This window comes from Pseudomonas rubra (assembly GCF_028656935.1).
GTDB classification, from domain to species: domain Bacteria; phylum Pseudomonadota; class Gammaproteobacteria; order Pseudomonadales; family Pseudomonadaceae; genus Aquipseudomonas; species Aquipseudomonas rubra.
In genome coordinates this window covers 1-22285 of record NZ_JAMDGZ010000023.1, presented here as the reverse complement: position 1 = coordinate 22285, position 22285 = coordinate 1, and the positions used below count along the sequence as shown (strand labels likewise).

Annotated in this window: 21 protein-coding genes and 1 pseudogene; 5 read left to right on the top strand and 17 right to left on the bottom strand. The window is 62.5% G+C overall.

Annotated features, from left to right (window positions below; translation table 11 throughout):
* Positions 1-29 precede the first annotated feature (29 nt).
* Both M5G17_RS12640 and M5G17_RS12635 read right to left on the bottom strand, forming a co-directional pair.
* Positions 30-3095: an efflux RND transporter permease subunit gene (locus M5G17_RS12640; protein WP_273893248.1), complete on the bottom strand. Its 3066-nt coding sequence runs from the start codon at positions 3093-3095 to the stop codon at positions 30-32.
* Between the two features lie 6 nt (positions 3096-3101).
* Positions 3102-4202, bottom strand: coding sequence for an efflux RND transporter periplasmic adaptor subunit (locus tag M5G17_RS12635; protein WP_273893247.1), 1101 nt, complete (start codon positions 4200-4202; stop codon positions 3102-3104).
* A 194-nt stretch (positions 4203-4396) separates the two neighbouring features.
* Between M5G17_RS12635 and M5G17_RS12630 the strand changes: the two genes are divergently transcribed.
* Positions 4397-5029, top strand: coding sequence for a TetR/AcrR family transcriptional regulator (locus M5G17_RS12630; protein ID WP_273893246.1), 633 nt, complete (start codon positions 4397-4399; stop codon positions 5027-5029).
* Here the strand turns inward: M5G17_RS12630 and M5G17_RS12625 are convergent.
* Entirely contained in the window at positions 5026-5808 is a 783-nt protein-coding gene (locus M5G17_RS12625; RefSeq protein WP_273893245.1) for a class I SAM-dependent methyltransferase, read from the bottom strand. The genes M5G17_RS12630 and M5G17_RS12625 overlap by 4 nt on opposite strands.
* Before the next feature lie 95 nt (positions 5809-5903).
* On the opposite strand from M5G17_RS12625, the gene M5G17_RS12620 reads away from it, so the two are divergent.
* Complete coding sequence (locus M5G17_RS12620) at positions 5904-6524, top strand: energy transducer TonB (RefSeq protein ID WP_273893244.1); 621 nt, start codon at positions 5904-5906, stop codon at positions 6522-6524.
* 3 nt (positions 6525-6527) lie between these two features.
* On the opposite strand, the gene M5G17_RS12615 is transcribed toward M5G17_RS12620, so the two are convergent.
* From M5G17_RS12615 to ppc, 7 genes and pseudogenes are all read right to left on the bottom strand, one after another.
* On the bottom strand, positions 6528-7211 hold the full coding sequence (locus tag M5G17_RS12615) for an extensin-like domain-containing protein (RefSeq protein WP_273893243.1): 684 nt from the start codon (positions 7209-7211) through the stop codon (positions 6528-6530).
* A gap of 39 nt (positions 7212-7250) precedes the next feature.
* A pseudogene (locus tag M5G17_RS12610) lies at positions 7251-7382 on the bottom strand (isocitrate lyase/phosphoenolpyruvate mutase family protein); the annotation flags it as partial.
* Between the two features lie 31 nt (positions 7383-7413).
* The gene (locus M5G17_RS12605; RefSeq protein WP_273893242.1) at positions 7414-8283 is read right to left on the bottom strand and encodes a DUF72 domain-containing protein; all 870 of its coding nucleotides are present in this window, start codon (positions 8281-8283) and stop codon (positions 7414-7416) included.
* Positions 8284-8286: 3 nt separating this feature from the next.
* Complete coding sequence (locus M5G17_RS12600; RefSeq protein WP_273893241.1) at positions 8287-8583, bottom strand: hypothetical protein; 297 nt, start codon at positions 8581-8583, stop codon at positions 8287-8289.
* Between the two features lie 130 nt (positions 8584-8713).
* Positions 8714-9388, bottom strand: coding sequence for a tRNA (adenosine(37)-N6)-threonylcarbamoyltransferase complex dimerization subunit type 1 TsaB (gene tsaB / locus M5G17_RS12595; protein ID WP_273893240.1), 675 nt, complete (start codon positions 9386-9388; stop codon positions 8714-8716).
* 87 nt (positions 9389-9475) lie between these two features.
* A complete protein-coding gene (gene adk / locus M5G17_RS12590) occupies positions 9476-10126 on the bottom strand; it encodes an adenylate kinase (RefSeq protein WP_273893239.1) in 651 nt (216 codons plus the stop codon).
* Positions 10127-10383: 257 nt separating this feature from the next.
* Entirely contained in the window at positions 10384-13011 is a 2628-nt protein-coding gene (gene ppc / locus M5G17_RS12585; protein WP_273893238.1) for a phosphoenolpyruvate carboxylase, read from the bottom strand.
* A gap of 119 nt (positions 13012-13130) precedes the next feature.
* Between ppc and M5G17_RS12580 the strand changes: the two genes are divergently transcribed.
* The 3 genes from M5G17_RS12580 (at position 13131) to lptF (ending at position 15001) form a co-directional block, all read left to right on the top strand.
* Positions 13131-13475 (top strand): pilin assembly protein, encoded by a 345-nt coding sequence (locus M5G17_RS12580; RefSeq protein ID WP_273893237.1) that lies wholly within the window; start codon positions 13131-13133, stop codon positions 13473-13475.
* A 273-nt stretch (positions 13476-13748) separates the two neighbouring features.
* The gene (locus M5G17_RS12575; protein WP_273893236.1) at positions 13749-14162 is read left to right on the top strand and encodes a DUF4398 domain-containing protein; all 414 of its coding nucleotides are present in this window, start codon (positions 13749-13751) and stop codon (positions 14160-14162) included.
* Positions 14163-14212: 50 nt separating this feature from the next.
* The gene (gene lptF / locus M5G17_RS12570; protein WP_273893235.1) at positions 14213-15001 is read left to right on the top strand and encodes a lipotoxin F family OmpA-related lipoprotein LptF; all 789 of its coding nucleotides are present in this window, start codon (positions 14213-14215) and stop codon (positions 14999-15001) included.
* 106 nt (positions 15002-15107) lie between these two features.
* On the opposite strand, the gene M5G17_RS12565 is transcribed toward lptF, so the two are convergent.
* The 7 genes from M5G17_RS12565 to prfB form a co-directional block, all read right to left on the bottom strand.
* Positions 15108-15437 carry a PA3694 family proteiin gene (locus tag M5G17_RS12565; protein WP_273893234.1) on the bottom strand — a complete coding sequence of 110 codons (330 nt, stop codon included), beginning with the start codon at positions 15435-15437 and terminating at the stop codon, positions 15108-15110.
* Positions 15434-16357 (bottom strand): alpha/beta hydrolase, encoded by a 924-nt coding sequence (locus M5G17_RS12560; protein ID WP_273893233.1) that lies wholly within the window; start codon positions 16355-16357, stop codon positions 15434-15436. Before M5G17_RS12560 ends, M5G17_RS12565 begins: the two co-directional genes overlap by 4 nt.
* Complete coding sequence (locus M5G17_RS12555; protein WP_273893232.1) at positions 16329-17606, bottom strand: flavohemoglobin expression-modulating QEGLA motif protein; 1278 nt, start codon at positions 17604-17606, stop codon at positions 16329-16331. The genes M5G17_RS12560 and M5G17_RS12555 overlap by 29 nt, the downstream gene beginning before the upstream one ends.
* Positions 17607-17629: 23 nt before the next feature.
* Complete coding sequence (locus M5G17_RS12550; RefSeq protein WP_273893231.1) at positions 17630-18175, bottom strand: hypothetical protein; 546 nt, start codon at positions 18173-18175, stop codon at positions 17630-17632.
* Positions 18176-18203: 28 nt separating this feature from the next.
* Entirely contained in the window at positions 18204-18908 is a 705-nt protein-coding gene (locus M5G17_RS12545; protein ID WP_273893230.1) for a TetR/AcrR family transcriptional regulator, read from the bottom strand.
* A 100-nt stretch (positions 18909-19008) separates the two neighbouring features.
* Positions 19009-20511, bottom strand: coding sequence for a lysine--tRNA ligase (gene lysS, locus M5G17_RS12540; protein ID WP_273893229.1), 1503 nt, complete (start codon positions 20509-20511; stop codon positions 19009-19011).
* A gap of 92 nt (positions 20512-20603) precedes the next feature.
* Positions 20604-21699 (bottom strand): peptide chain release factor 2 gene (gene prfB / locus M5G17_RS12535; RefSeq protein ID WP_273893228.1). Its coding sequence is split into 2 segments (ribosomal slippage): positions 20604-21626 and positions 21628-21699, totalling 1095 coding nucleotides; the frame shifts between segments, so codons are not numbered across the junction.
* Positions 21700-22285 lie beyond the last annotated feature (586 nt).

The window sequence follows — 22285 nt, the reverse complement described above, 5'->3', positions numbered from 1 at the left end:
AGGAGCGGGCTTGCCCCGCGATGAGGCCCTCAGGCCTTCTTCACCCTGAACCACGCCGCATACAGCGCTGGCAGGAACAACAGGGTCAACGCCGTCGCCACGATCAAGCCGCCCATGATCGCCACCGCCATCGGGCCGAAAAACACGCTGCGTGACAGCGGGATCATCGCCAGTACCGCCGCCAGCGCGGTCAGCACGATCGGCCGGAATCGCCTTACTGTCGCCTCGATAATCGCCTGCCAGCGATCCAGCCCGGCGGCAATGTCCTGCTCGATCTGATCGACCAGGATCACCGAGTTGCGCATGATCATCCCCGACAGGGCAATGGTCCCCAGCATCGCAACAAAGCCGAACGGCTGGCGGAACACCAGCAGGAACAGGGTCACGCCGATCAGCCCCAGCGGTGCGGTAAGGAACACCATCACCGTGCGCGAGAAGCTGCGCAGCTGCAACATCAGCAAGGTCAGCACCACGACGATGAACAATGGCACGCCAGCATTCACCGATTTCTGCCCGCGGGTGGAGTCTTCCACCGTGCCGCCCACTTCCAGCAAATAGCCATCAGGCAGTTCGGCGCGCACCGGGTCCAGGGTCGGGAGGATCTGCTGAACCAGGGTCACCGGTTGTTCCTTGCCGTAGATATCGGCGCGCACGGTGACATTGGGCAGGCGGTTGCGGTGCCAGATCACGCCTTCTTCAAAGCCGTATTCCAGGGTTGCCACCTGCGACAGGGCCACGCTTTGGCCGTTGTCGGTCGGTACCGCCAGACTCGGCAGGTTGGCAAGCTCGCTGCGCTCCTGGGGAGTGCCGCGCAGGAGGATCTCGATCAGCTCGTTGTCCTCACGGAACTGGCTGACCGCAGAACCGGTCAGCGAGCTTTGCAGGAACTTGGCCAGGTTCACCGTACTCACCCCCAGGGCACGGGCGCGGTCCTGGTCGATGTTCAGGTAGACCACCTTGCTTGGCTCTTCCCAGTCCAGGTGGACGTTGACCACATGGGGGTTCTCGCGGACCTTGGTGGCCACCTTGCGGGCCAGGGCACGGACCTGCTCGATGTGCTCGCCGGTCACCCGGAACTGCACCGGGTAACCCACGGGCGGGCCGTTTTCCAGGCGCGTGACCCGTGAACGCAGGTCGGGGAACTGTTCATCCAGGGTAGTGATCAACCAACTGCGCAGTTGCTCGCGTTCCTCGATGGTTTTTGCCAGCACCACGAACTGGGCGAAACTCGCCGCCGGCAGTTGCTGGTCCAGCGGCAGGTAATAACGCGGCGAACCGGTGCCGACATAGGCCACATAGTTGTCGATGCCGGTGCGCTCCTTGAGCATGCCTTCCAGGCGTTTGACCTGTTCGGCGGTATTGCTCAGCGAGGCGCCTTCGGCAAGTTTCAAGTCAACCATCAGCTCCAGGCGCCCGGAGGCCGGGAAGAACTGCTGGGGCACAAAGCGGAACAACAGAATACTGCCGATGAACAGCGCGATGGTCGCCACAATCACCGTCTTGCGCCGCTCCACGCACCAGCCGACCACACGGCGGACACGCTGGTAGAACGGTGTGCCGTAAGGGTCCGGGCCACCTTCGGCGGTGCCGTGCTTGGCCGCATGCAGCTTGGCCAGGTCCGGCAGCAGGCGCTCGCCCAGATAGGGCACAAACACCACGGCAGCAATCCACGAGGCGAGCAAGGCGATGGTCACCACCTGGAAGATCGAGCGGGTGTACTCACCTGTCCCGGACTGCGCGGTAGCAATCGGCAGGAAGCCTGCGGCGGTGATCAGGGTGCCGGTCAGCATCGGGAAGGCGGTGCTGGTCCAGGCGTAGCTGGCCGCCTTGAGCCGGTCAAAGCCCTGCTCCATCTTGATCGCCATCATCTCTACGGCAATGATCGCGTCATCCACCAGCAAGCCCAGGGCCAGCACCAGCGCGCCGAGGGAGATCTTGTGCAGGCCGATGCCGAAGTAGTACATGGCGGCAAAGGTCATCGCCAGCACCAGCGGAATGGCCAGGGCCACCACCAGGCCGGTACGCATGCCTAAGGAGAAAAAACTCACCAGCAAAACAATCGCCAGGGCCTCGACCAGCACCTGGACGAACTCACCCACGCCGGTCTTCACCGCAGCGGGTTGATCAGACACCTTGCGCAGCTCCATGCCGGCCGGCAAGTTGTGGGCGATGCGGGCGAACTCGCTCTCCAGGGCCTTGCCCAGTACCAGAATATCGCCGCCGGCCTTCATCGATACCGCAAGGCCGATGGCATCTTCGCCCATGAAGCGCATACGCGGTGCGGGCGGGTCGTTGAAGCCGCGGCGCACATCGGCCACATCGCCGATGCGGAAGGTGCGATCAGCCACGCGGATCGGGAACTGCTGGATCTGCTCGACCGTGGTAAAGCGCCCGCTGACCCGCAGTTGCAAACGCTCGCTCGGGGTTTCGAAGAAGCCTGCGGTGCTCACTGCGTTCTGCTCTTCCAGCGCCTGCTGCACCGCCGCCAACGGCAGGCCGAGGGTGGCCAGCTTGAGGTTGGACAGCTCGATCCATATTTTCTCGTCCTGCAGCCCGAGCAGTTCGACCTTGCCGACGTCCTTGACCCGCTGCAACTGGATCTGTACCCGGTCGGCGTAGTCCTTGAGCACCGCATAGTCGAAGCCGTCGCCGGTCAGCGCGTAGATATTGCCGAAAGTGGTACCGAACTCGTCATTGAAAAACGACCCCTGAATACCTTGCGGCAAGGTATGACGAATGTCGGCGACCTTCTTGCGGATCTGGTACCAGAGCTCGGGAATATCGGCCGAATGCATCGAGTCGCGGGCCATGAAAGTAACCTGCGATTCACCAGGCCGCGAGAACGAGACGATCTTCTCGTACTCGCCGGTTTCCATAAGCTTCTTTTCGATGCGCTCGGTCACCTGGCGCGAGACTTCCTCGGCACTGGCGCCAGGCCAAAGGGTGCGAATGACCATGGCTTTGAAGGTAAAGGGTGGGTCTTCGCTCTGCCCCAACTTGGTGTAGGACAGCGCGCCGACCACAGCGAGCAAAATCATCAGGAACAGCACGATCTGCCGATTGCGCAGGGCCCAGGCGGAAAGGTTGAAACCCATCGGGACTTACTCCTTGGCCGCCAGATTCACCACGCGATTGGACCGATCTACCGGACGCACCTGCTGCCCCTCCTGGAGCACATGCACGCCGGCAGCCACTACCCAGTCCGAGGCATTCAGGCCTTCGAGCACCGGTACGGTATTTTCGCCATAGGCACCCACCCGCACCGGAACGCGTTTGAGGGTGTTATTGGCATCGACACGCCAGACAAACGTCTGGCCGTTCTCGGCGGTCAGGGCCGAGAGCGGCACCGCCAGGGGCACCTGCTCGGCGTGCTGGATGTACACCCGGGCACTCTGGCCAAGCTCGGCTGGCACCTTGCCAGCGGTAAATGCAATCCGCGCGGCGAAGGTCCGCGAGCGCGGATCAGCCGACGGCGACAGCTCGCGGATACGACCGTTGAAGCGTTGATCCGGTTGCGACCAGAGCTCCACCGACACCGTCTGGCCGACTTTGAAACGCCCGAAGTTCTGCTCCGGCAGGCCGATCAGCACCTCGCGCTCGCCGTCGGCGGCCAGGGTGAATACGGTCTGGCCGGCGGCCACCACCTGGCCGACTTCGACCTGGCGCTTGGCGATCACGCCATCCTGGGAGGCACGCAGTACCGCGTACTCGGCCTGGTTGCCCGCCACATCGAACTCGGCGCGCACCTGCTTGAGCCGGGCCAGGCCGGCGCGGTAGAGGTTTTCGGCATTGTCGAATTGCGAATGGCTGACCATTTGCCGGTCAAGCAAGGTCTTGTAGCGGTCGCGCTCGGCCTTGACCAGGGTCAGGTTGGCTTCGGCCGCAGCCAGTTGGGCGCGGCTGGCTTCCAGTTGCAGGCGAACATCCTGGGGATCAAGCTCGGCCAGCGCCTGTTCGGCCTTGACCCGCTGCCCTTCCTCGACCAGGCGTTTACTGACCTTGCCGCCAATCCGGAAAGCCAGCTCTGGCTCAAAGCGCGCACGCACCTCGCCGGGGTAGCTGTCGGCGGCGGCGCTGGCCGGCTGCGGCTGCACCACCATGGCGGGACGAAGGGAAGTCTGCGGTGCACTTTCCTGCCCACAGGCAGCAAGCAACAGCACAAGACCGACGGGCAAAGCGAGGGGCAAGGCATGGCGCAACATGATGAATGACCTTTCGCGAATGGCGCTTTGAATATTTATACTGACGGGTATATTAAATCAGGGAGCCGGACCGGGGAAGCAGCACTGCGCGAGAAATCCCATATTTTCCCGAGAGCAGCGCGTCGATATTTGCCCGCCGAAAAGCCGGTCGCGATGTACCATGTGCACTTACTGGAATCTGTAATTTTTCACTCATGCCTAACGTCACCGCTGCTCCCGGCCCCGGCCGGCCCAAGGACCTGGCAAAACGCCAGGCCATTCTTGACGCTGCCAAAGCGTTGTTCCTCACCCTTGGCTATGCCAACACCAGCATGGATGCAGTCGCAACAGCGGCAGGTGTGTCAAAACTCACGGTCTACAGCCACTTCACCGACAAGGAGACGCTGTTCTCCTCGGCCGTCGTGGCCACCTGCACCGCGCAGTTGCCCGAACTGATTTTCGAGCTGCCCGAGGGCGTGCCGCTGGATCAGGTGCTGCTCAAGATCGGTCGAGGTTTTCAGGCGCTGATCAGCAGCGACCTGTCGGTCAAGCTGCACCGGCTGATCATGGCCCTGGGCAACCAGGACCCGAAGCTCAGCCAGATCTTCTTCGAGGCAGGCCCGATGCGGGTCCTGCATGAGATGGAGGCGCTGCTGCGCCAGGTCGATGAACGCGGGGTCCTGCGTATCGAACAGCCGGCCAATGCCGCCGAACACTTCTTCTGCCTGCTCAAGGGCGCGGCCAACTTCCGCCTGCTGCTCGGCTATGCCCCGGCGCTGGATGCCGAAGCCGCCGAGGCCCATGTACAGGAAGTGGTGGCGCTGTTCATGCGCGCCTACCGGCCTTAAGCCTTGAGGGCTTTTTTCGGGTAGATATCGTAGCGGCTGGATTTGCCTTCCAGGCAGTGGCTGGGCTTGGGCCCGTCGATGATCGGCGCCTTGCGCGGGCGCTTGACCACCACCCGGTGGCTGGCCAGGGCCAGGGCCGCTTCGAGCAGCGCCGGGGCATCGAGGTCATCGCCGACCAGCGGGCGGAACACGCGCATCTCTTTCTTCACCAACGCGCTCTTGTCGCGGTGCGGGAACATCGGATCAAGGTAGATCACCTGAGGCGGCTCGCCCTGCCAGTTGTGCATGTGTTCGATGGCGTTGCCGGTGAGCAAGCGCATACGCGCGACGATCGGGCCGACCTCGGCATCGCTGCGAGCGCGGGCCAGGCCGTCTTCAAGCAAGGCGGCAACCAGCGGCTGGCGCTCGATCAGGGTCATCTGGCAGCCCAGGCTAGCCAGCACGAAAGCGTCCTTACCCAACCCCGCCGTGGCGTCGAGCACCTGCGGGCGTACACCCTGGGCGATACCCACTGCCTTGGCGATCATCTGCCCGCTACCGCCGCCAAACACCCGCCGGTGGGCCGCCGCGCCTTCGACAAAATCCACCCGCACCGGCCCCGGTGCGTGCGGGCCCAACTGCTGAATCTGCAGGCCGTCGGCGCCGACCTGCACGGCAAAGCCTGCGCTGTCGTCGCTAAGTGGCAACGCCAGGCGCTGCGCCCACTCGCAAGCCTTAGCCTGAAAATCGGCCGTCAACGCCTCGACCCGGATGCCGCTGTCCGCCAGTTGCTCCACCATCAAATCCTGTACTCAAAAAAATTAAATGATCGTCGGCCGCGGCCGATATACGAAGTATTCGCTATTTTGCCAGACCAGCACCCTCTGCGACTGCCATGACCGACATTCTTCAGCTCAACTCAGGTTATATCTCGCCCGTCGGCGACTATGGCCGGCACAATACCCAGGCACTGGGTGGCGTCAGCCACCTGTGGCAGGATTTTTTTGCCCGCGCCCTGGCTGAGCAGCAAGGTGAAGAAGGCGCGGCAACCAGCGTGGCCGCCGAGCAGTTCGACAAGGTCACCGGCGAGCCGCTGGGTGGCGCTCAGGTGCTGGCGCAGATCCACAACCAGCGTCTGTGTGATGTGCAGGACACCGAACTGGCACCGCCTGAACCGCTGTTCCTGCCGATTGCCGAGTTCGAACCTGAGCTGCTGGAAAAACTCGCCCCGCCCTTCAGCGCCGCCGAACTGATCGAGCAACAGCGCCAACTGGACATCAGCAACACCTGGGTTCGCCCAACCGTTATGAGCCAGGGCCATCCGCTGCCCGAGCCTGGCCCGGCACCACAGGCCAAGCCGCTCTACCTGCCGATCGCCGAGTTCGACATGGACCTGCTGGACAAGGCTGCCGAGCCCTTCGACGAAGCGACCATGGCCGTGCAGCAATCGCAGTTGGACTTCGACAACCGCTGGGCCCGCCCGGTGGTGCTGAACAACGTGCGCGTCGCGGCCTGATCGTTAACGGCAGATCTGCCAGAAGCCCATGTCCAGGTGAAAGTGATTACGGTGCGCGGCGTTGTAGTCGGGCCCCAGCACGGTATTGAAACTGTCGCAGGCGCTGGCGTGCACATCCTTTAGAAACTTCGCTTTGACGCCTTCCCCCGGCCAGTCCTTGAGCAACTGAATACGCTGCCCATCGGCCAGGCGAAAGCCGGCAATATCCAATGCATTGGCCGTGGCATGCTGGCTTAAACGGCCAATCTTGCGGTTGTACATGTTGCGACAGGCAAAACTACCCAAATGATCGACCTGCACCACCGGCTGGGCAAAGGCACGCTGCGCCGCCGGTTGCAGCGCATGGCGCTCGAACAGCGCATAGGCCACCGCCAACGGGCAACTGGCAACGAAACTGCTACTCAGGCGCACCGACGAGCCCTCGACCCGCACCACGTTTTCCAGTGGGCAGGGGACATTGGCCGGGCTGTCGGCCTGCTTGCGGTAACGTAGATCAGAGGTCGCCAGCGCCTGCGCACACAACTGCGGGTCATCCTCCAGACGGCTCAGCTTGTACGGCGTGAGCAGATTCGGCGGCTGGCGGACATCCAGCGCAGCCCAGGGGTTCCAGGCATCGGGCAGACGCCAGGCAGCGACGCTTAGGGCTATCAACAGCAGGCACAGTACAGCGAGCAATCCTTTGCGCATTATCGATCAACGCCTGAACAATTGGTTGAGTTGCGCGAACGACAACGCCTCGAAGCCGAGGCTGGCCAGCAACTTGGCGGAGCCTGCATCCCAGGGGTTGGGGATGACGAAGGCGCCGTCGCGCTCATGCAGGGCTTTGAAGGCTTCGGCGAGCAGGGTTTGCATATCCATGATCACGACTTCCGGGCAGGCGGCAGGACGCTTAGAGCAGGCCGAGTTGTTCGGCTTCAGGCGTCCGGTCCAGTTCAGGCAAGGCCGCAAGCCCCGGCAGGCGTTCCATCAGGCCCTGATGAAAACGCCGGGCTAGCGCTGCGGCCTGACGATTGTCGGCAGTATGCAGGAAAACATAAGGGCTACGCCCCTCCTCGATCCAGGCCGCGACCTTGTCCAGCCATGGCAACAGGAACGGCTCGTTGGCCGCAAGTTCGGGGTGGCCGATGAAGCGGATCTGCGGGTGCTGGGTAAAGGCGGTTGGACGTGGCGGCACCCGCGGCTTTTTCGACTGGGCGTGGAGCACCTCGGGGCTGCGCGAGGTGCAACTGAACAGGGCCCGGGGATCCAGGCAGATTCGTTCCACGCCCCGCTCGAGCAGCAAACGGTTGAGCAGGCGCTCTTCATCGCCCTTGCTGAAGAACGCCGCGTTGCGTACTTCGACAGCGACCGGCACGCCTGCCTCGTCGATGAAACTCATCAGCTCGCCGAGGCGCGCCGGGCCGAAGCTTGCGGGCAGCTGCAACCAGTACGGCGCAACGCGCGCTCCGAGGGGCTTGAGCAACTCGATGAAGGCCTGGGCTGCGACCAACTGACCGTGCAGGTCACCGCTATGGCTGATATCACCGGGAAACTTGGCGGTAAAACGAAAATGCGCAGGCATCACCTGCGCCCAGCGTTCGATGGTCGCTGGCGCCGGGCGGGCATAAAAAGTGGTGTTGCCTTCTACGGCATTGAAGACCTGGCTGTAGAGGCCTAGAAAGTCGCTGGTTTTAGCGTCAGACGGATACAGGTAGTCGCGCCAGGCGTTTTCACTCCAGGACGGACAACCGACAAAATAGGGTAGTGTGGACAGACTCATCCATCAAATGTACAGGTCCAGCCCCAGCACTTCCATCTCCCAGTCGACGAAACCGGCAGTGGCCAGGTAGCTGGCCAGGGCATGGGCGGTACGCTTGTTGCGCGCCCGCGGGAAAATCATGTCCTGAGGTCGCGCTGGCAAGCCGCCAGTACGCGCCTGCCCATGACTGGCGCTGGTTTGCGCCTGCACTTCGAATTCGCCCGGCAGTGCCTCATCGTCCACGTCATCGCTACGCAGCGGCGCTTTGCGCGGGGCTCGCTTGATGGGGTAGGACTGTGAGGAAAAACCGTCGATACGCATGGCGATCTACTCAGGAACAATGATGGCAATTTAGCAGCATCGCTGATCCTTCGCTAATGCCCGATTGATAACTGGACCACAGATCGGGCAAAAGGTTTTATTTGGCTTGGGAATAACCGACGAACTGCACTCAGCGCGCTTTCGGCGTAGCAACTTTGTCGCGCAGGTACACCGGTTGTGCCTGGTCGGCCACAATCGCTTCGCCACGCTGCCAGGCGAAAGTCGCCAGGCTCAGCAGGTCCTGGGCGTGGGGCAACAGGCTGGCATCCTGACCGCTGACCTTGACCGCCAGACGCTCGGCATAGCCCCAGCCAGTGCCAGCACCGAACCAGTCGCCGCTGGCGCCGGTTGGCAAGGCGACCTGCTCCGGCGGCAGCACTGCCTCAAGGCCTTGCAGGCGCATTTCACCGTCGACGTTCTGATAGCAACCCCAGTAGACCTCGTCCATGCGTGCATCGATCGCCGCCGCCACTTGCTGCACGCCCTGCTCACGCAGGGCACGCTGGGCCAGCACCGCCAGGTTGGACACCGGCAATACCGGACGTTCCAGGGCAAAGGCCAGGCCCTGGACCACGCCAATGGCAATGCGCACGCCGGTGAAGGCGCCCGGACCGCGGCCAAAGGCGATGGCATCGAGCTGTTGCAGGGTGACGCCGGCATCGGCCAGCAGTTGCTGGATCATCGGCAGCAGCTTCTGCGCGTGCAGACGCGGGATCACCTCATAGTGGCTGGAAACCTTGCCATCATGCAGCAGGGCGACGGAGCAGGCTTCAGTGGCGGTATCGAGGGCCAGCAAGGTGGTCATCGGGGCTTCCAGGGGCAAGAAAAAAGAGCGGCATTATAAACAACAACGGCCCGCAAGCGGGCCGTTGTCTGCACTACCGAACGTCGATCAGCTCAGTGCGGCCAGGACCTTGGCAGTAATGGCATCAACCGAGCCCACGCCTTCGATGTGGCTGTACTTCGGCTTGCCAGCGTTGGCAGCCGAGAGCTTCTGGTAGAAGTCCACCAGTGGCTTGGTTTGGTCGTGGTAGACCGACAGGCGATGACGCACGGTTTCTTCCTTGTCGTCATCGCGCTGGATCAGGTCTTCGCCGGTGACGTCATCCTTGCCTTGCACCTTCGGTGGGTTGTACTGGATGTGGTAGGTACGACCCGAAGCCAGGTGCACGCGGCGACCGGCCATGCGACCAACGATCTCTTCGTCGTCGACGGCGATCTCGACCACGGCATCAATCTCGACACCCGCAGCCACCATGGCCTCAGCCTGTGGAATGGTGCGAGGGAAACCGTCGAACAGGCAGCCGTTGGCGCAGTCAGGCTGGGCGATGCGTTCCTTGACCAGGTTGATGATCAGCTCGTCGGAGACCAGTTGGCCGGCATCCATGACCTTTTTCAGTTCCAGGCCCAACGGGGTGCCGGCCTTGACCGCTGCACGCAGCATATCGCCGGTGGAAATCTGTGGAATGCCGAACTTCTCGGTGATGAACTTTGCCTGAGTACCTTTACCGGCCCCGGGAGCTCCCAGCAGAATTACGCGCATCTTGTGCTCCTCATTTTTTTGTAAGCAAATCAGTGGGTTTGCCACACAGGGCCAATCCCGGAATTTGGGTGATGATCGTAATTTCGATCAAAAGGCTGCTCAAGATACACAGCGCCCGCAAGCCACACAAGCGCTCGAAAGTCGGATAAACCCGTGCACAGTAACCGTCTTGAGCACAGGTTGCGCCGGGCGCAACCTGTTGCTTTACAAGCACTCTGCCTATCATGTGGCAAGCCGCGCGCGGTCGGCTTCAGCACTCAGCCGGTGTTGCGCAGCCCCGCCGCGATCCCGGCCACGGTCACCAGCAAGGCCTGCTCCAACGGGCTATCCAGAGCGGCTTCACGCCCACGCGAGCGCGCCAGAAGTTCGGCCTGCAATAGATGCAGCGGGTCCAGATAGGTGTTGCGCAGGCGGATGAATTCCAGGGTCTCGGGGCTGTGCGCCAGTAGCACCGGCTGCCCGGTCAGCCCCAGTACCACCTGGCACGCCTGCGACAATAGGTCGCGCAAATGTGCACCCAAAGGTCGCAGTTCTGGTTGCACCAGACGTTCGTCGTAGGAGCGGGCAATATCGGCATCGGCCTTGGCCAGGACCATTTCCAGCATGTCGATGCGTGTGCGGAAAAACGGCCACTGCTCGCGCATCTCGGCCAGCAAGGGCCCCTGCCCACGAGCCAGGGCGTTGTTCAATGCCGCTTCCCAGCCGAGCCAGGCCGGCAACATCAGGCGGGTCTGGGTCCAACCGAAAATCCACGGGATCGCCCGCAGGCTTTCGATGCCGCCAGCACGCCGCTTGGCCGGGCGACTGCCCAGCGGCAAGCGGCCCAGTTCCTGTTCAGGGGTGGACTGGCGGAAATACTCGACGAACTCGGGGTTGTCGCGCACTACACCGCGATAAGCCTTGACGCCATCGGCGGCCAACTGGTCCATCAGCTCACGCCAGGACGGTTGTGGCGGCGGCGGTGGCAGCAAGGTGGCTTCCAGCACCGCCGCCAGGTAGAGATTGAGATTTTGCTCGGCAATATCCGGCAAGCCAAACTTGAAGCGGATCATCTCGCCCTGCTCGGTGGTACGGAAGCGCCCGGCCACCGAACCCGGTGGCTGCGACAGGATCGCCGCATGGGCCGGGCCGCCGCCACGGCCAACGGTACCGCCACGACCGTGGAACAGCAGCAATTCGACCTGCTGCTCGCGACAGATTCGCACCAGGGTTTCCTGGGCGCGATACTGGGCCCAGGCCGCAGCCGTGGTACCGGCATCCTTGGCCGAGTCGGAATAACCGATCATCACTTCCTGCGGGCCATGCAGGCCGGCGCGATATCCCGGCAGACCGAGCAGGCGCGCCATCACCGGACCAGCGTTGTCCAGATCGGCCAGGGTTTCGAACAATGGCACCACGCGCATAGGCCGCAGCACGCCAGCCTCTTTGAGCAACAGTTGTACCGCCAGCACGTCGGAAGCGGCGCCGGCCATGGAGATCACGTAGGAGCCTAGCGAAGCCGCCGGTGCGGCGGCAATCTCACGGCAGGTGGCGAGTACTTCGGCGGTGTCAGCCTCGGGCTGGAAATGGCCTGGCAGCAACGGCCGGCGACTGTTCAGCTCTTGCTGCAAGAAGGCGATCCGCGCCTCTTCATCCCACTCGGCATAACGGCCAAGGCCCAGGTATTCGGTGATTTCGCTCAGCGCCGCCGTGTGCCGCGCGGCGTCCTGACGTACGTCCAGGCGTACCAGGAACAGGCCGAACGTCACGGCGCGGCGCAGGCAATCGAGCAGCGGGCCGTCAGCAATCACACCCATGCCACAGGTGTGCAACGACTCGAAGCACAGCTGCAAGGGCTCGAACAGCTCGCGGTTGTCTTGCAGCACCTCGGGCGCAGGTGCTTGCGCGGCCGTCAACGAAGCATGGGCCCAGGCCCGGGTAACCCGCAGGCGTTCACGCAACGGCTTGAGCAACGCCCGGTAAGGCTCGGCTGACTCGCCCACCTGGGCTCTGAGCGCTTCACTGGCCTGTTGCATCGACAGCTCCGCAGCCAGGGCATCGATATCGCGCAGAAACAGGTCAGCAGCCATCCAGCGCGCCAGCAACAGCACTTCGCGGGTGACGCGCGCGGTGACATTGGGGTTGCCGTCACGGTCGCCGCCCATCCATGAGGCAAAGCGGATCGGCGCCGCTGCCAGTGGCAGGTGCAGGCCGGTGGCCTGGTGCAAGGCTTTATCGACCTTGCGCAAGTGGTGCGGGATGGCTTGCCAGAGCGAATGCTCGATCACCGCAAAGCCCCACTTGGCCTCATCCACCGGGGTCGGCCGGGTGCGGCGAATTTCTTCGGTGTGCCAGGCTTCGGCGATCAGCCGCTGCAGGCGCTCGCGGACCTGCTCGCGCTCGGCGGGCGTCAGGTCGCGGTGATCCTGGGCCGCCAGTTGCGCGGCTATGGCGTCGTACTTCTGGATCAGGGTACGCCGCGCCACTTCGGTGGGGTGGGCGGTCAACACCAGTTCGATACTGAGCTTGCCCAGTTGCCGGGCCAGGGCATCGTCGCTGTGCCCGGCGGCCTTGAGCCGCGCCAGCAGCTCGGGCAGCACCCGGGCTTCGAAGGGCTCGGGCTGGCCGGCGTCGCGACGGCGAATCAGTTGGTACTGCTCGGCGATGTTGGCCAGGTTGAGAAACTGATTGAAGGCCCGGGCCACGGGCAGCAGTTGCTCTTCGGCCAGGTCATTGAGGGTCGAGCTCAGTTGCTCGGCAGCGCCGCTGCGGTCGGCCTTGGCACTGCGGCGGATGTCCTCGATGGTCTGCAAAAACGCTTCGCCATGCTGTTCGCGCACGGTGTCGCCCAACAACTCGCCCAACAAATGAACATCTTCACGCAAGCGCACATCGATATCAGTCATCAGCCCTGTCTCCGGCATTCGGGAAAACCGCTCTGGGTCCAGAGTGCCGCAGTCGCGCTTGCGCTTCAAGGCAGAGCCATGGCTGAACTAAGCTCAACGCAGGCACACAGGAGAACATCATGAAAATCCGTGATCTTGCCCGGCACTGGGAACAGCACGCCAAAGGCTCGCTGAGCCCTACCGGCCATGCCCTGCACCTGGACATGGAAGCGGCGGCGCGCCTGGCGGCCCTGGCCGAGATGTACCCCAAGCGCCAGCCCGAGGAACTGCTCGGCGAACTGCTGGGGGCAGCGCTTGAAGAGCTGGAAGCCAGCTTTCCCTATGTCCAGGGCTCGCAAGTGATTGCCAGCGACGAAGAAGGTGACCCGCTGTATGAAGACATCGGCCCGACCCCGCGTTTTCTCGCGCTGTCACGCCGCTACCTGCACACGATGAGCAGCACCGGGGATGCCAAAAAGCCCTGATTGATCCCGCCTCCAGCCGCGTTGCGGGCGCCTGCGCAGGCGCTCGCGAACCGCGGGCACGCCTGAAAGTTCAACGAAAAACCAACTGACCGATCAGTCAGAAAAAGCCGCAACCACGCGGTGATTTTTTCTGAACTATTCAAAAAACCCTTCGGTCACAGCCAATAGCCATCACGGCAAAACCCACTCAGAACCGGGTCAGAGCAGCCCCGGAAGCTGATCGGTCGCGCCGATGGACTGTTACGGAATTCGTTGTTCATCAGGAGTGATCCAATGGAGCTGACCACCATGAAGACCCGTACCTCACCCCCTTCATCCACCCACCTGCGCGGGCTCAAGCTGGCCGCGCTGGCACTGGGCAGCAGCCTGGTCCTGGCCGGCTGTGCCGGTAACCCTCCCACCGAGCAGTACGCTGTCACGCAATCGGCGGTCAATTCCGCTGTCAGCGCTGGCGGTACCGAATTCGCCGCCGTCGAAATGAAGGCCGCGCAGGACAAGCTCAAACAGGCGGAAATAGCCCTGCACGACAAGCACTACGACGACGCCAAGCGCCTGGCCGAGCAGGCCGAGTGGGATGCCCGCGTCGCCGAGCGCAAGGCCCTGGCGGCCAAGGCCGAGAAAGCCGTGCAGGACGCCCATCAGGGAGTTCAGGACCTGCGTGAGGAAGGCATGCGCAGCGTCGAATGACGCCCGCCAACCGCCCCGTGTATTCGTCATCGATCAAAGGATGAACCATTATGCGTAACCACGTGATGATCCCAGCCCTTCTGGCCCTGAGCATTGGCCTGGCCGCCTGCTCGACGCAGCCGAACGCCAACCTGGAGTCGGCCCGGAACAACTTCTCTGCCCTGCAGAGCAACCCCCAGGCGACCAAGGTCGCAGCCCTTGAAACCAAGGAGGCCCAGGATTGGCTGAACAAGGCCGACAAGGCCTACATGGACAAGGAGGATCAGAAGAAGGTCGACCAACTCGCCTACCTGACCAACCAGCGGGTTGAAGTGGCCAAGCAGACCATTGCCCTGCGCACCGCCGAAGGCAACCTGAAAAACGCTGCGGCCCAGCGTGCCCAAGCCCGCCTCGATGCCCGCGATGCACAGATCAAGAAGCTGCAGGACAGCCTCAATGCCAAACAGACCGACCGTGGCACCCTGGTGACCTTTGGTGATGTGCTGTTCGACTTCGACAAGGCCACCCTCAAGAGCAGCGCTTACCCGAACATCACCAAGCTTGCGCAGTTCCTCCAGGAAAACCCTGACCGCAAGGTGATCGTCGAGGGTTACACCGACAGCAAGGGCGGCGCCAACTACAACCAGTCGCTGTCCGAGCGGCGCGCGGCTGCCGTGCGCATGGCGCTGGTACGGGCGGGGGTAGATCCGGCGCGGATCGTTGCCCAGGGTTACGGCAAGGAGTATCCGGTTGCCGATAACACCAGCAACTCGGGGCGTGCGCAGAACCGTCGGGTGGAAGTGACCATCTCCAACGACAACCAGCCGGTGGCGCCGCGCTCGGTCAGCCAGTTGAATTGAGGGTTGCTGTGCAGTAACAAGAATCCCGCCGAGTATGGCGGGATTCTTGTTTGGCTTGCGGGCCTCATCGCTGGCAAGCCAGCTCCCACAGTGTGACGCGATGCTTTTACTCCTGGATTTCTTGCGGGGTCTCCTGCCCCAGGCAGCGCACCGCCTGCTTCTTGCTATTCACCAGTACGCCGGTCAGGCCCTTCTGCGCGGTGTCGAACAACACCAGTACGCCATCAACGCATTGCGCAACCTGAGTAGCCGGCTGCAGGGATATCTTGTAATCCTCACCCGGAATGGTCTTGAGCATGGTGAAGTCGGACAACAGCAAGGCATCCTCCGGCTTGGCGAAATGCAGGTACCCGTAGTACCACAGGGCACCTACGGTACCGATGATGCTGCAGACACCGGTAATGATCAGCGGGATGGCGTTGCGTTCTTCACTCATTGCGACTTCTCGTCAGGGTAATTGGGGACTTCGGCCAGGCGCCGCAGCCCGTTGAAATGGCTCGGGTCGTCCAGAAAGCGCAACATGACCTGGCGCCAGGTCTTGTCGGCAAAGGTCTGCACATGCCCGCCACGGGTCAACTGCAACACCCTTGGCGGTGGCGCAGCCTGATACAACTGGATGCCGTTGACCAGCGGCACGATAGGATCATCGATGCTGTGAAAGAACAGCTTGGGTGGAGTCTTGAGCCGCGCGATCGAATGAATCGCACTGTCGCCATCGGGCACCAGCCATGACAAGGGCACCTGCAGCGGCCAGGTCATCCACGAGTTGCTCAAGGCAAAGCGCCCGACCTGGCGATAGCTGGCCGGCACTCCATCGAAGACCATGGCTTTGAAACGCTCGGCCTGGCGCGGATGTTCGGCCAGGTAGTGGATGGCCAGCGAACCACCCAGGCTCTGGCCGAGCAGGACCTGTGGCTTGCCCTGCACTTCGGGCGCGTTGTCCAGCCAGTCCAGCGCGGCGGCGATGTCCTGATACACCTCAGGCAGCTTGGGCTTGCCCTCGGACAAGCCATAACCACGGTAGTCGAGCAACAGCACCTGGTAGCCCTGCTCGGGCAACCACCAACTGCCGCCCAGGTGCCAGGCCAGGTTGCCGCCATTGCCATGCAGGTGCAGCACCGTGCCCTTGACCTCGACACCGGCCTTGGCCGGCAGCCACCAGCCGTGCAGGCGGGTGCCGTCGGCCGCCGTAAGGGGAATGTCGCGGTACGCGAGCTTGGCTTTCTCGGGGGTAAACGGCTGGCCAGGCTCGGGATAGAACAACAGCGAACTGCAACCACCCAGACTCAGCAGCACCAGCAGCAGGCCCAGGGGCCTGCGCCATGCATCAGAGAATGTTCGAGTAATCGGCTTCAATCCGGTCCAGGCTCAGGTGGTTGAGGAAGTTGGAGAAGCACATCCAGGCCGACAGCGCGTTGAGGTCGCGAAACTGCTCCGGCAGGTACTTGGGCGGTTCCACCAGGCCTTCATCGACCAGTTGGCGCAAGGTGCGCATGTCTTCAAGGGTGGTCTTGCCGCAGAACAACAAGGGGATCTGTTCGAGCTTGCCCTTGCGCACGGCCAACTGAATATAGTTGTAAACCATGATAAAGCCCTTGAGGTAGGACAAGTCCTTGGTAAACGGCAAGCCGTTGGGCACCGATCCACGGAACACCCGGCTTGCGTTGCCGTAGCTCTCGGCCATCTCGAAGCCCTGGGCGCGGAAAAACTCGTAGACCTGCATGAAGTCCGCCCCCTCCTCGACCATGTGGATGGCGCGGGTGCGGTTGGTCAACTTGCGCAGGCGACTGGGATAGGAGGCAAAGGCGATCACCTCCATGAGAATCGCCAGGCCTTCCTGAGTCACGGTCGATGACGGCGGGCCCTTGGCCAGGAAGGTGCAGATCGGCTGGTTCAGGCCGTTGAGCGTGGTACCGACGTGCACCAGGCCTTCATGCACCTCCAGCGCGCGCACATCACGGCTGTTGAACATGGCGTCGGCGCGGATCTTGATATAGTCGGCACCGGCGGCGGCGTCGGCAACGATACCGTCGGACTCGAACACCCGGATGGTGTCCTCGGCCTCGTTGAACACCTTGTTCAGACGGCCCTGAAGCAGCTCCACCGCTTGCTTGGCGGTGAGGTTCTTCGGTTCGTCCTTGAGGTCGCCACGGCCATCGATGTTGTTCAGGTAGTCCGAGAGCATCAGGCCCAGGTCGGCCAGGGTCGGGTCCCCGGCATGAAAGGCGTCGGAGGCGGCGCCATACAGCTCCTGGGAAATCAGGCCGAAATCCTCGGTGCCGCGCGCCTCCAGCATGCGCACCACCATGCGGTATTCCTTGCACATGCGCCGCATGATCTGCCCGACCGGGTTGAACTGGCCAAGCTGGCGGGTGATGTCGCGCTCGATGTTCTGGAACTCGAGCTTGACCGCCGCCGAGTCGAACGACAACGGCCGGCCTTGATAGTAGGCGCGGTCAACCGCCGGCATCTGCTTGCCCTTGGCCTTGAGAAACCCGTGGCGGATGCTGTCGTCCCACTTCACCGCATCGAGCACGCGAATGGGCGTTTGCGCCAGGACAATGCGGTCTGACAGGGCACGTATCGTCTGCTGGTACTCGTCCACCCTACACTCCTTGATTGGTTCTATTACTTGCCGGCCCGCGTAAAGCGCGCCACTTCGATGAACAGGTCGGAGTTGGCCGGGTCATCCAGGTAGGCCATGACCCGCTCCACCGGACTGTCGATCAGCACGCCATCGCCGTTGTCCTCTGGCACCGTGTAGCTACGGCCGCTGAGCTCTTTCTTCTGCACGGCCTGGTTGACCTGTTCGACGTCGAGGTTGTAGATCACCAACTGCTTGCCGTCGATGACGTCGAAGCCGCCGATCAGGAAGTTGCCGCCCAGACGCTTGGGCACTCCGGCCGAGAGGTACCAGCGATTGCCATGCCGGGACACGGTGAAGGCGTACTCGTCGCGCTTCTTGTCCTTGCCGGTGGTCACCGCCTTGTAGGCATTGCCGCCGCTACGGCTGATCTGCAGGGTCAGCGGCTCGCCCCAGGCGTCCTTGCTGGTCCATTTGCCGAGCAGCACCCGGGGCGCCGCCTCGTTGCTGGGAATCGGCTCGTTGAAGGTGACCAGACAACCGCCCAGCAGCAAGAACGACAATGCCAACAGCAGGGTTCTGGCTTTCATCAACCTCTCCTTGAAATAGGTTCGCGCCTTACACCGACGCCAGTACCAGATGCAGGTACCGGGTAAGAATAGCGAGCTTCGGCGCTTCAGCCTGGGCCTGTTCAGCGTCGAGCAGGCCCTGATATTCCATCTGCTCGATAATCGCCGTCAACACCAGGGCATCTTGCTGTGGCTGACACGAGCCTACCACTTGCAGGATCTGCACCGCGCCGCGCAGCAGAATCTGCTCGTGCAGCTTGACCAGTTCAGCCAGGCGCGGGCACAACAGCGCCTCCTGGCGAAAGGCCTGCTCGGCCATGAGAAAGTCGCGGCGGTTATGCAACTGGCGCTGCACATAGTCGCAGGTCATCTTCGCCACTTCATCGGCCAGGCGCGCCCGCCACTGCGAGCTGCCATCGTCCTGGGCGAGTAACTGGCGCAGCACCACCTCGGTGTTCTCCCAGAGTTTGGCCAGGTACGCGGCACTGCGTTCGACGTACTGGGCGAAGGTGTCGGTGAGCAGGTCTTCGATGTCTTTGAAGTAATAGGTGGTGGCCGACAAGGGCACCCCGGCCTCGGCCGCCACTGCGCGGTGGCGTACCCCGCGTACCCCGTCACGTACGACGATGCGCATGGCCGCGTCGAGAATCTGCTGGCGGCGCAGCTCGCTGCCTTCACGGCTGGCCTTGCGGCCCTGGTACTGCACGCTTTCGGCCACCGCTGTAGCCACGCCGGCGGCACCTTGTTGAGTCATTGCGGGAGTCACTGCTGGTCTACCCCAAAACTTGGATCCGATAAATGAATTTCTTGCAGGCATGAAAAAGCCGCCCCGGAAGGCGGCTTGTTCAGTTCACTCAGGCCTCTGGGCGCATGTGCGGGAAGAGGATCACGTCGCGAATCGACGGCGAGTTGGTCAGCAGCATCACCAGGCGGTCGATGCCGATGCCTTCACCGGCGGTTGGCGGCATGCCGTACTCCAGGGCGCGGACGAAGTCGGCATCGTAGTGCATGGCTTCGTCGTCACCGGCGTCCTTGTCGGCCACCTGGGCCATGAAACGCTCGGCCTGGTCTTCGGCATCGTTGAGCTCGGAGTAGGCATTGGCGATCTCGCGGCCACCGATGAACAGCTCGAAGCGGTCGGTGACGTTCGGATTGTCGTCGTTGCGACGGGCCAGCGGCGAGACTTCGAACGGGTACTGGGTGATGAAGTGCGGCTGCTCCAGCTTGTGCTCGACCAGCTCTTCGAAAATCATCACCTGCAGCTTGCCCAGGCCTTCAAAGCCAAGGACTTTGGCACCGGCCTTCTTGGCGATAGCGCGGGCCTTGTCGATGTCGTTGAGATCGTCAGCGGTCAGCTCGGGGTTGTACTTGAGGATCGAGTCGAACACCGACAGGCGCACGAACGGCTCGCCGAAGTGGAACACCTTCTCACCGTACGGCACGTCGGTGCTGCCCAGTACCAGTTGCGCCAGTTCGCGGAACAGCTCTTCGGTCAGGTCCATGTTGTCTTCGTAGTCAGCATGGGCCTGGTAGAACTCGAGCATGGTGAACTCGGGGTTGTGCCGGGTCGAAACGCCTTCGTTACGGAAGTTGCGGTTGATTTCGAAGACTTTCTCGAAGCCACCCACCACCAGACGCTTGAGGTACAGCTCCGGGGCGATACGCAGGAACATCTGCATGTCCAGCGCGTTGTGATGGGTCTCGAACGGCTTGGCCGCGGCGCCACCAGGGATGGTTTGCAGCATCGGCGTCTCGACTTCAAGGAAGTCGCGGGCCATCAGGAAGTTGCGGATGTGCGCAATGACCTGCGAGCGGACGCGGAAGGTGTGACGGGTTTCTTCGTTGACCATCAGGTCGACGTAGCGCTGGCGATAGCGCTGTTCGGTGTCGGTCAGGCCATGGTGCTTGTCCGGCAGCGGACGCAGCGACTTGGTCAGCAGGCGCACGCTGGTCATCTCGACGTACAGGTCGCCCTTGCCGGAACGAGCCAGGGTACCTTCGGCGGCAATGATGTCGCCCAGGTCCCAGGTCTTGACCGCAGCCAGGGTTTCTTCAGGCAGGGTCTTGCGGTTGACATAGACCTGGATGCGCCCGGTCATGTCCTGGATCACCATGAACGAGCCACGGTTGAGCATGATGCGGCCGGCAACCTTGACCGGAATCGCTGCAGCTTCCAGCTCTTCCTTGGTCTTGTCGACATACTGTTTCTGCAGGTCGTTGCAGTAGCTGTCACGGCGGAAGTCGTTGGGGAAGGCATTACCCTTGGCGCGTTCGGCTGCAAGTTTTTCCTTGCGCAGCGCGATCAGGTTGTTTTCTTCCTGTTGCAGGTCTTGCGGGTCGAGTTGTACGTCGCTCATGTCGTCATTTTTTCCATCTGGATTCAGTCTCCCCTGCCTGTGGCAGGGGATCGCGGGACAAACCCGCTCCCTCTGGGAACGGGCCGGTCGCCTTACAGGCCTTGCTTGAGGCTGGCCTCGAGGTATTCGTCGATATCACCGTCGAGCACCTTGTCGCAGTCGCTGCGCTCGATGTTGGTGCGCAGGTCCTTGATTCGCGAGGCGTCGAGCACGTACGAACGGATCTGGTGACCCCAGCCGATGTCCGACTTGCTGTCTTCCAGAGCCTGGGAGGCAGCACTGCGCTTCTGCATTTCCAGCTCGTACAACTTGGCCCGCAGCATTTTCATGGCGGTGTCTTTGTTGGCGTGCTGGGAGCGTTCGTTCTGGCAGCTGACCACGGTGTTGGTCGGCACGTGGGTGATACGCACCGCCGAGTCGGTGGTGTTTACGTGCTGACCACCGGCGCCCGAGGAGCGGTAGGTGTCGATGCGCAGGTCCGACGGGTTGATCTCGATCTCGACCTTGTCGTCGATCTCGGGCGACACGAACACGGCCGAGAACGAAGTGTGGCGGCGCGCGCCGGAGTCGAACGGGCTCTTGCGTACCAGGCGGTGCACGCCGATCTCGGTGCGCAGCCAGCCAAAGGCGTACTCGCCCTTGATGTGCACGGTGGCACCCTTGATGCCGGCGACGTCACCTTCGGACAGCTCCATGATGGTGGCGTCGAAGCCACGCTTGGAAGCCCAGCGCAGGTACATACGCAGCAGGATGTTGGCCCAGTCCTGGGCTTCGGTGCCGCCGGAACCGGCCTGGATGTCCAGATAGGCGTTGTTCGGGTCCATCTCGCCGCTGAACATACGGCGGAATTCCAGCTTCGCCAGACCTTCTTCAAGACGAGCCAGCTCGGCGACGACATCGTCCGCTGCGCCTTCATCGTCTTCTTCAACGGCCATGTCGAGCAGATCACGAGCATCGGCCAGACCGCTGGACATCTCATCCAGGGTCTCGACAATCTGTGCCAGCGCAGAACGTTCGCGGCCCAGTTCCTGGGCGTATTCGGGCTTGTTCCAGACGTTTGGGTCTTCAAGCTCGCGGTTAACTTCGATCAGGCGCTCATGCTTGTGATCGTAGTCAAAGATACCCCCGAATGGACTCGGAACGCTCGGTCAGGTCCTTGATGGTGTTCAGGATCGGTTGGATTTCCATGGGCGGGCAGCTCTCGTGCGTATTCTGTAGAAAAGCCGGAGAGTATAACCGAGTCTGAAAGCCGACGGCAGCCCGTCTAGCGGCAACCTGTGGGAGCGGGCCCCGCGATGGCCATCGGTATCTACACATCTCTAATCCTGATCTATGAAGATGGCTCAGGGGTGGTCTGCGCATGTGTGCTTATCCAGTTGATGTGGCGAGGCTGCCGGCCCGTTGGCGCTTTGCGGGCCATCCATGGCCCTCCACCCCCTCCATCGGCGCTCCACTCGGCCTACTGAAGTCGCTGCAGATCAAGATCAAGATCAACAGCGCGGTGTGATCACAAATGTGGTGTGCGACCTCACCCAGCAAGAGCGAAGCGAATTGTGCTGTTGATCTGGCTTTTGATTTTTTCGCGATTTCAGGAGGCCGAGTGGAGCACCGATGGAGGGGGTGGAGGCCCATGGATGGGCCGCAAAGCGCCGAGGGACATGGATGTCCCTTCGGCGCGGCCCCCGGAGTCGGTGCGTAAGGAGGGAACCCGGAGCGCAGCGCAGGGCCGGATGATTGAGCGAGCGGTTTTGCTTACTTTTTCCACCCCCCGTGT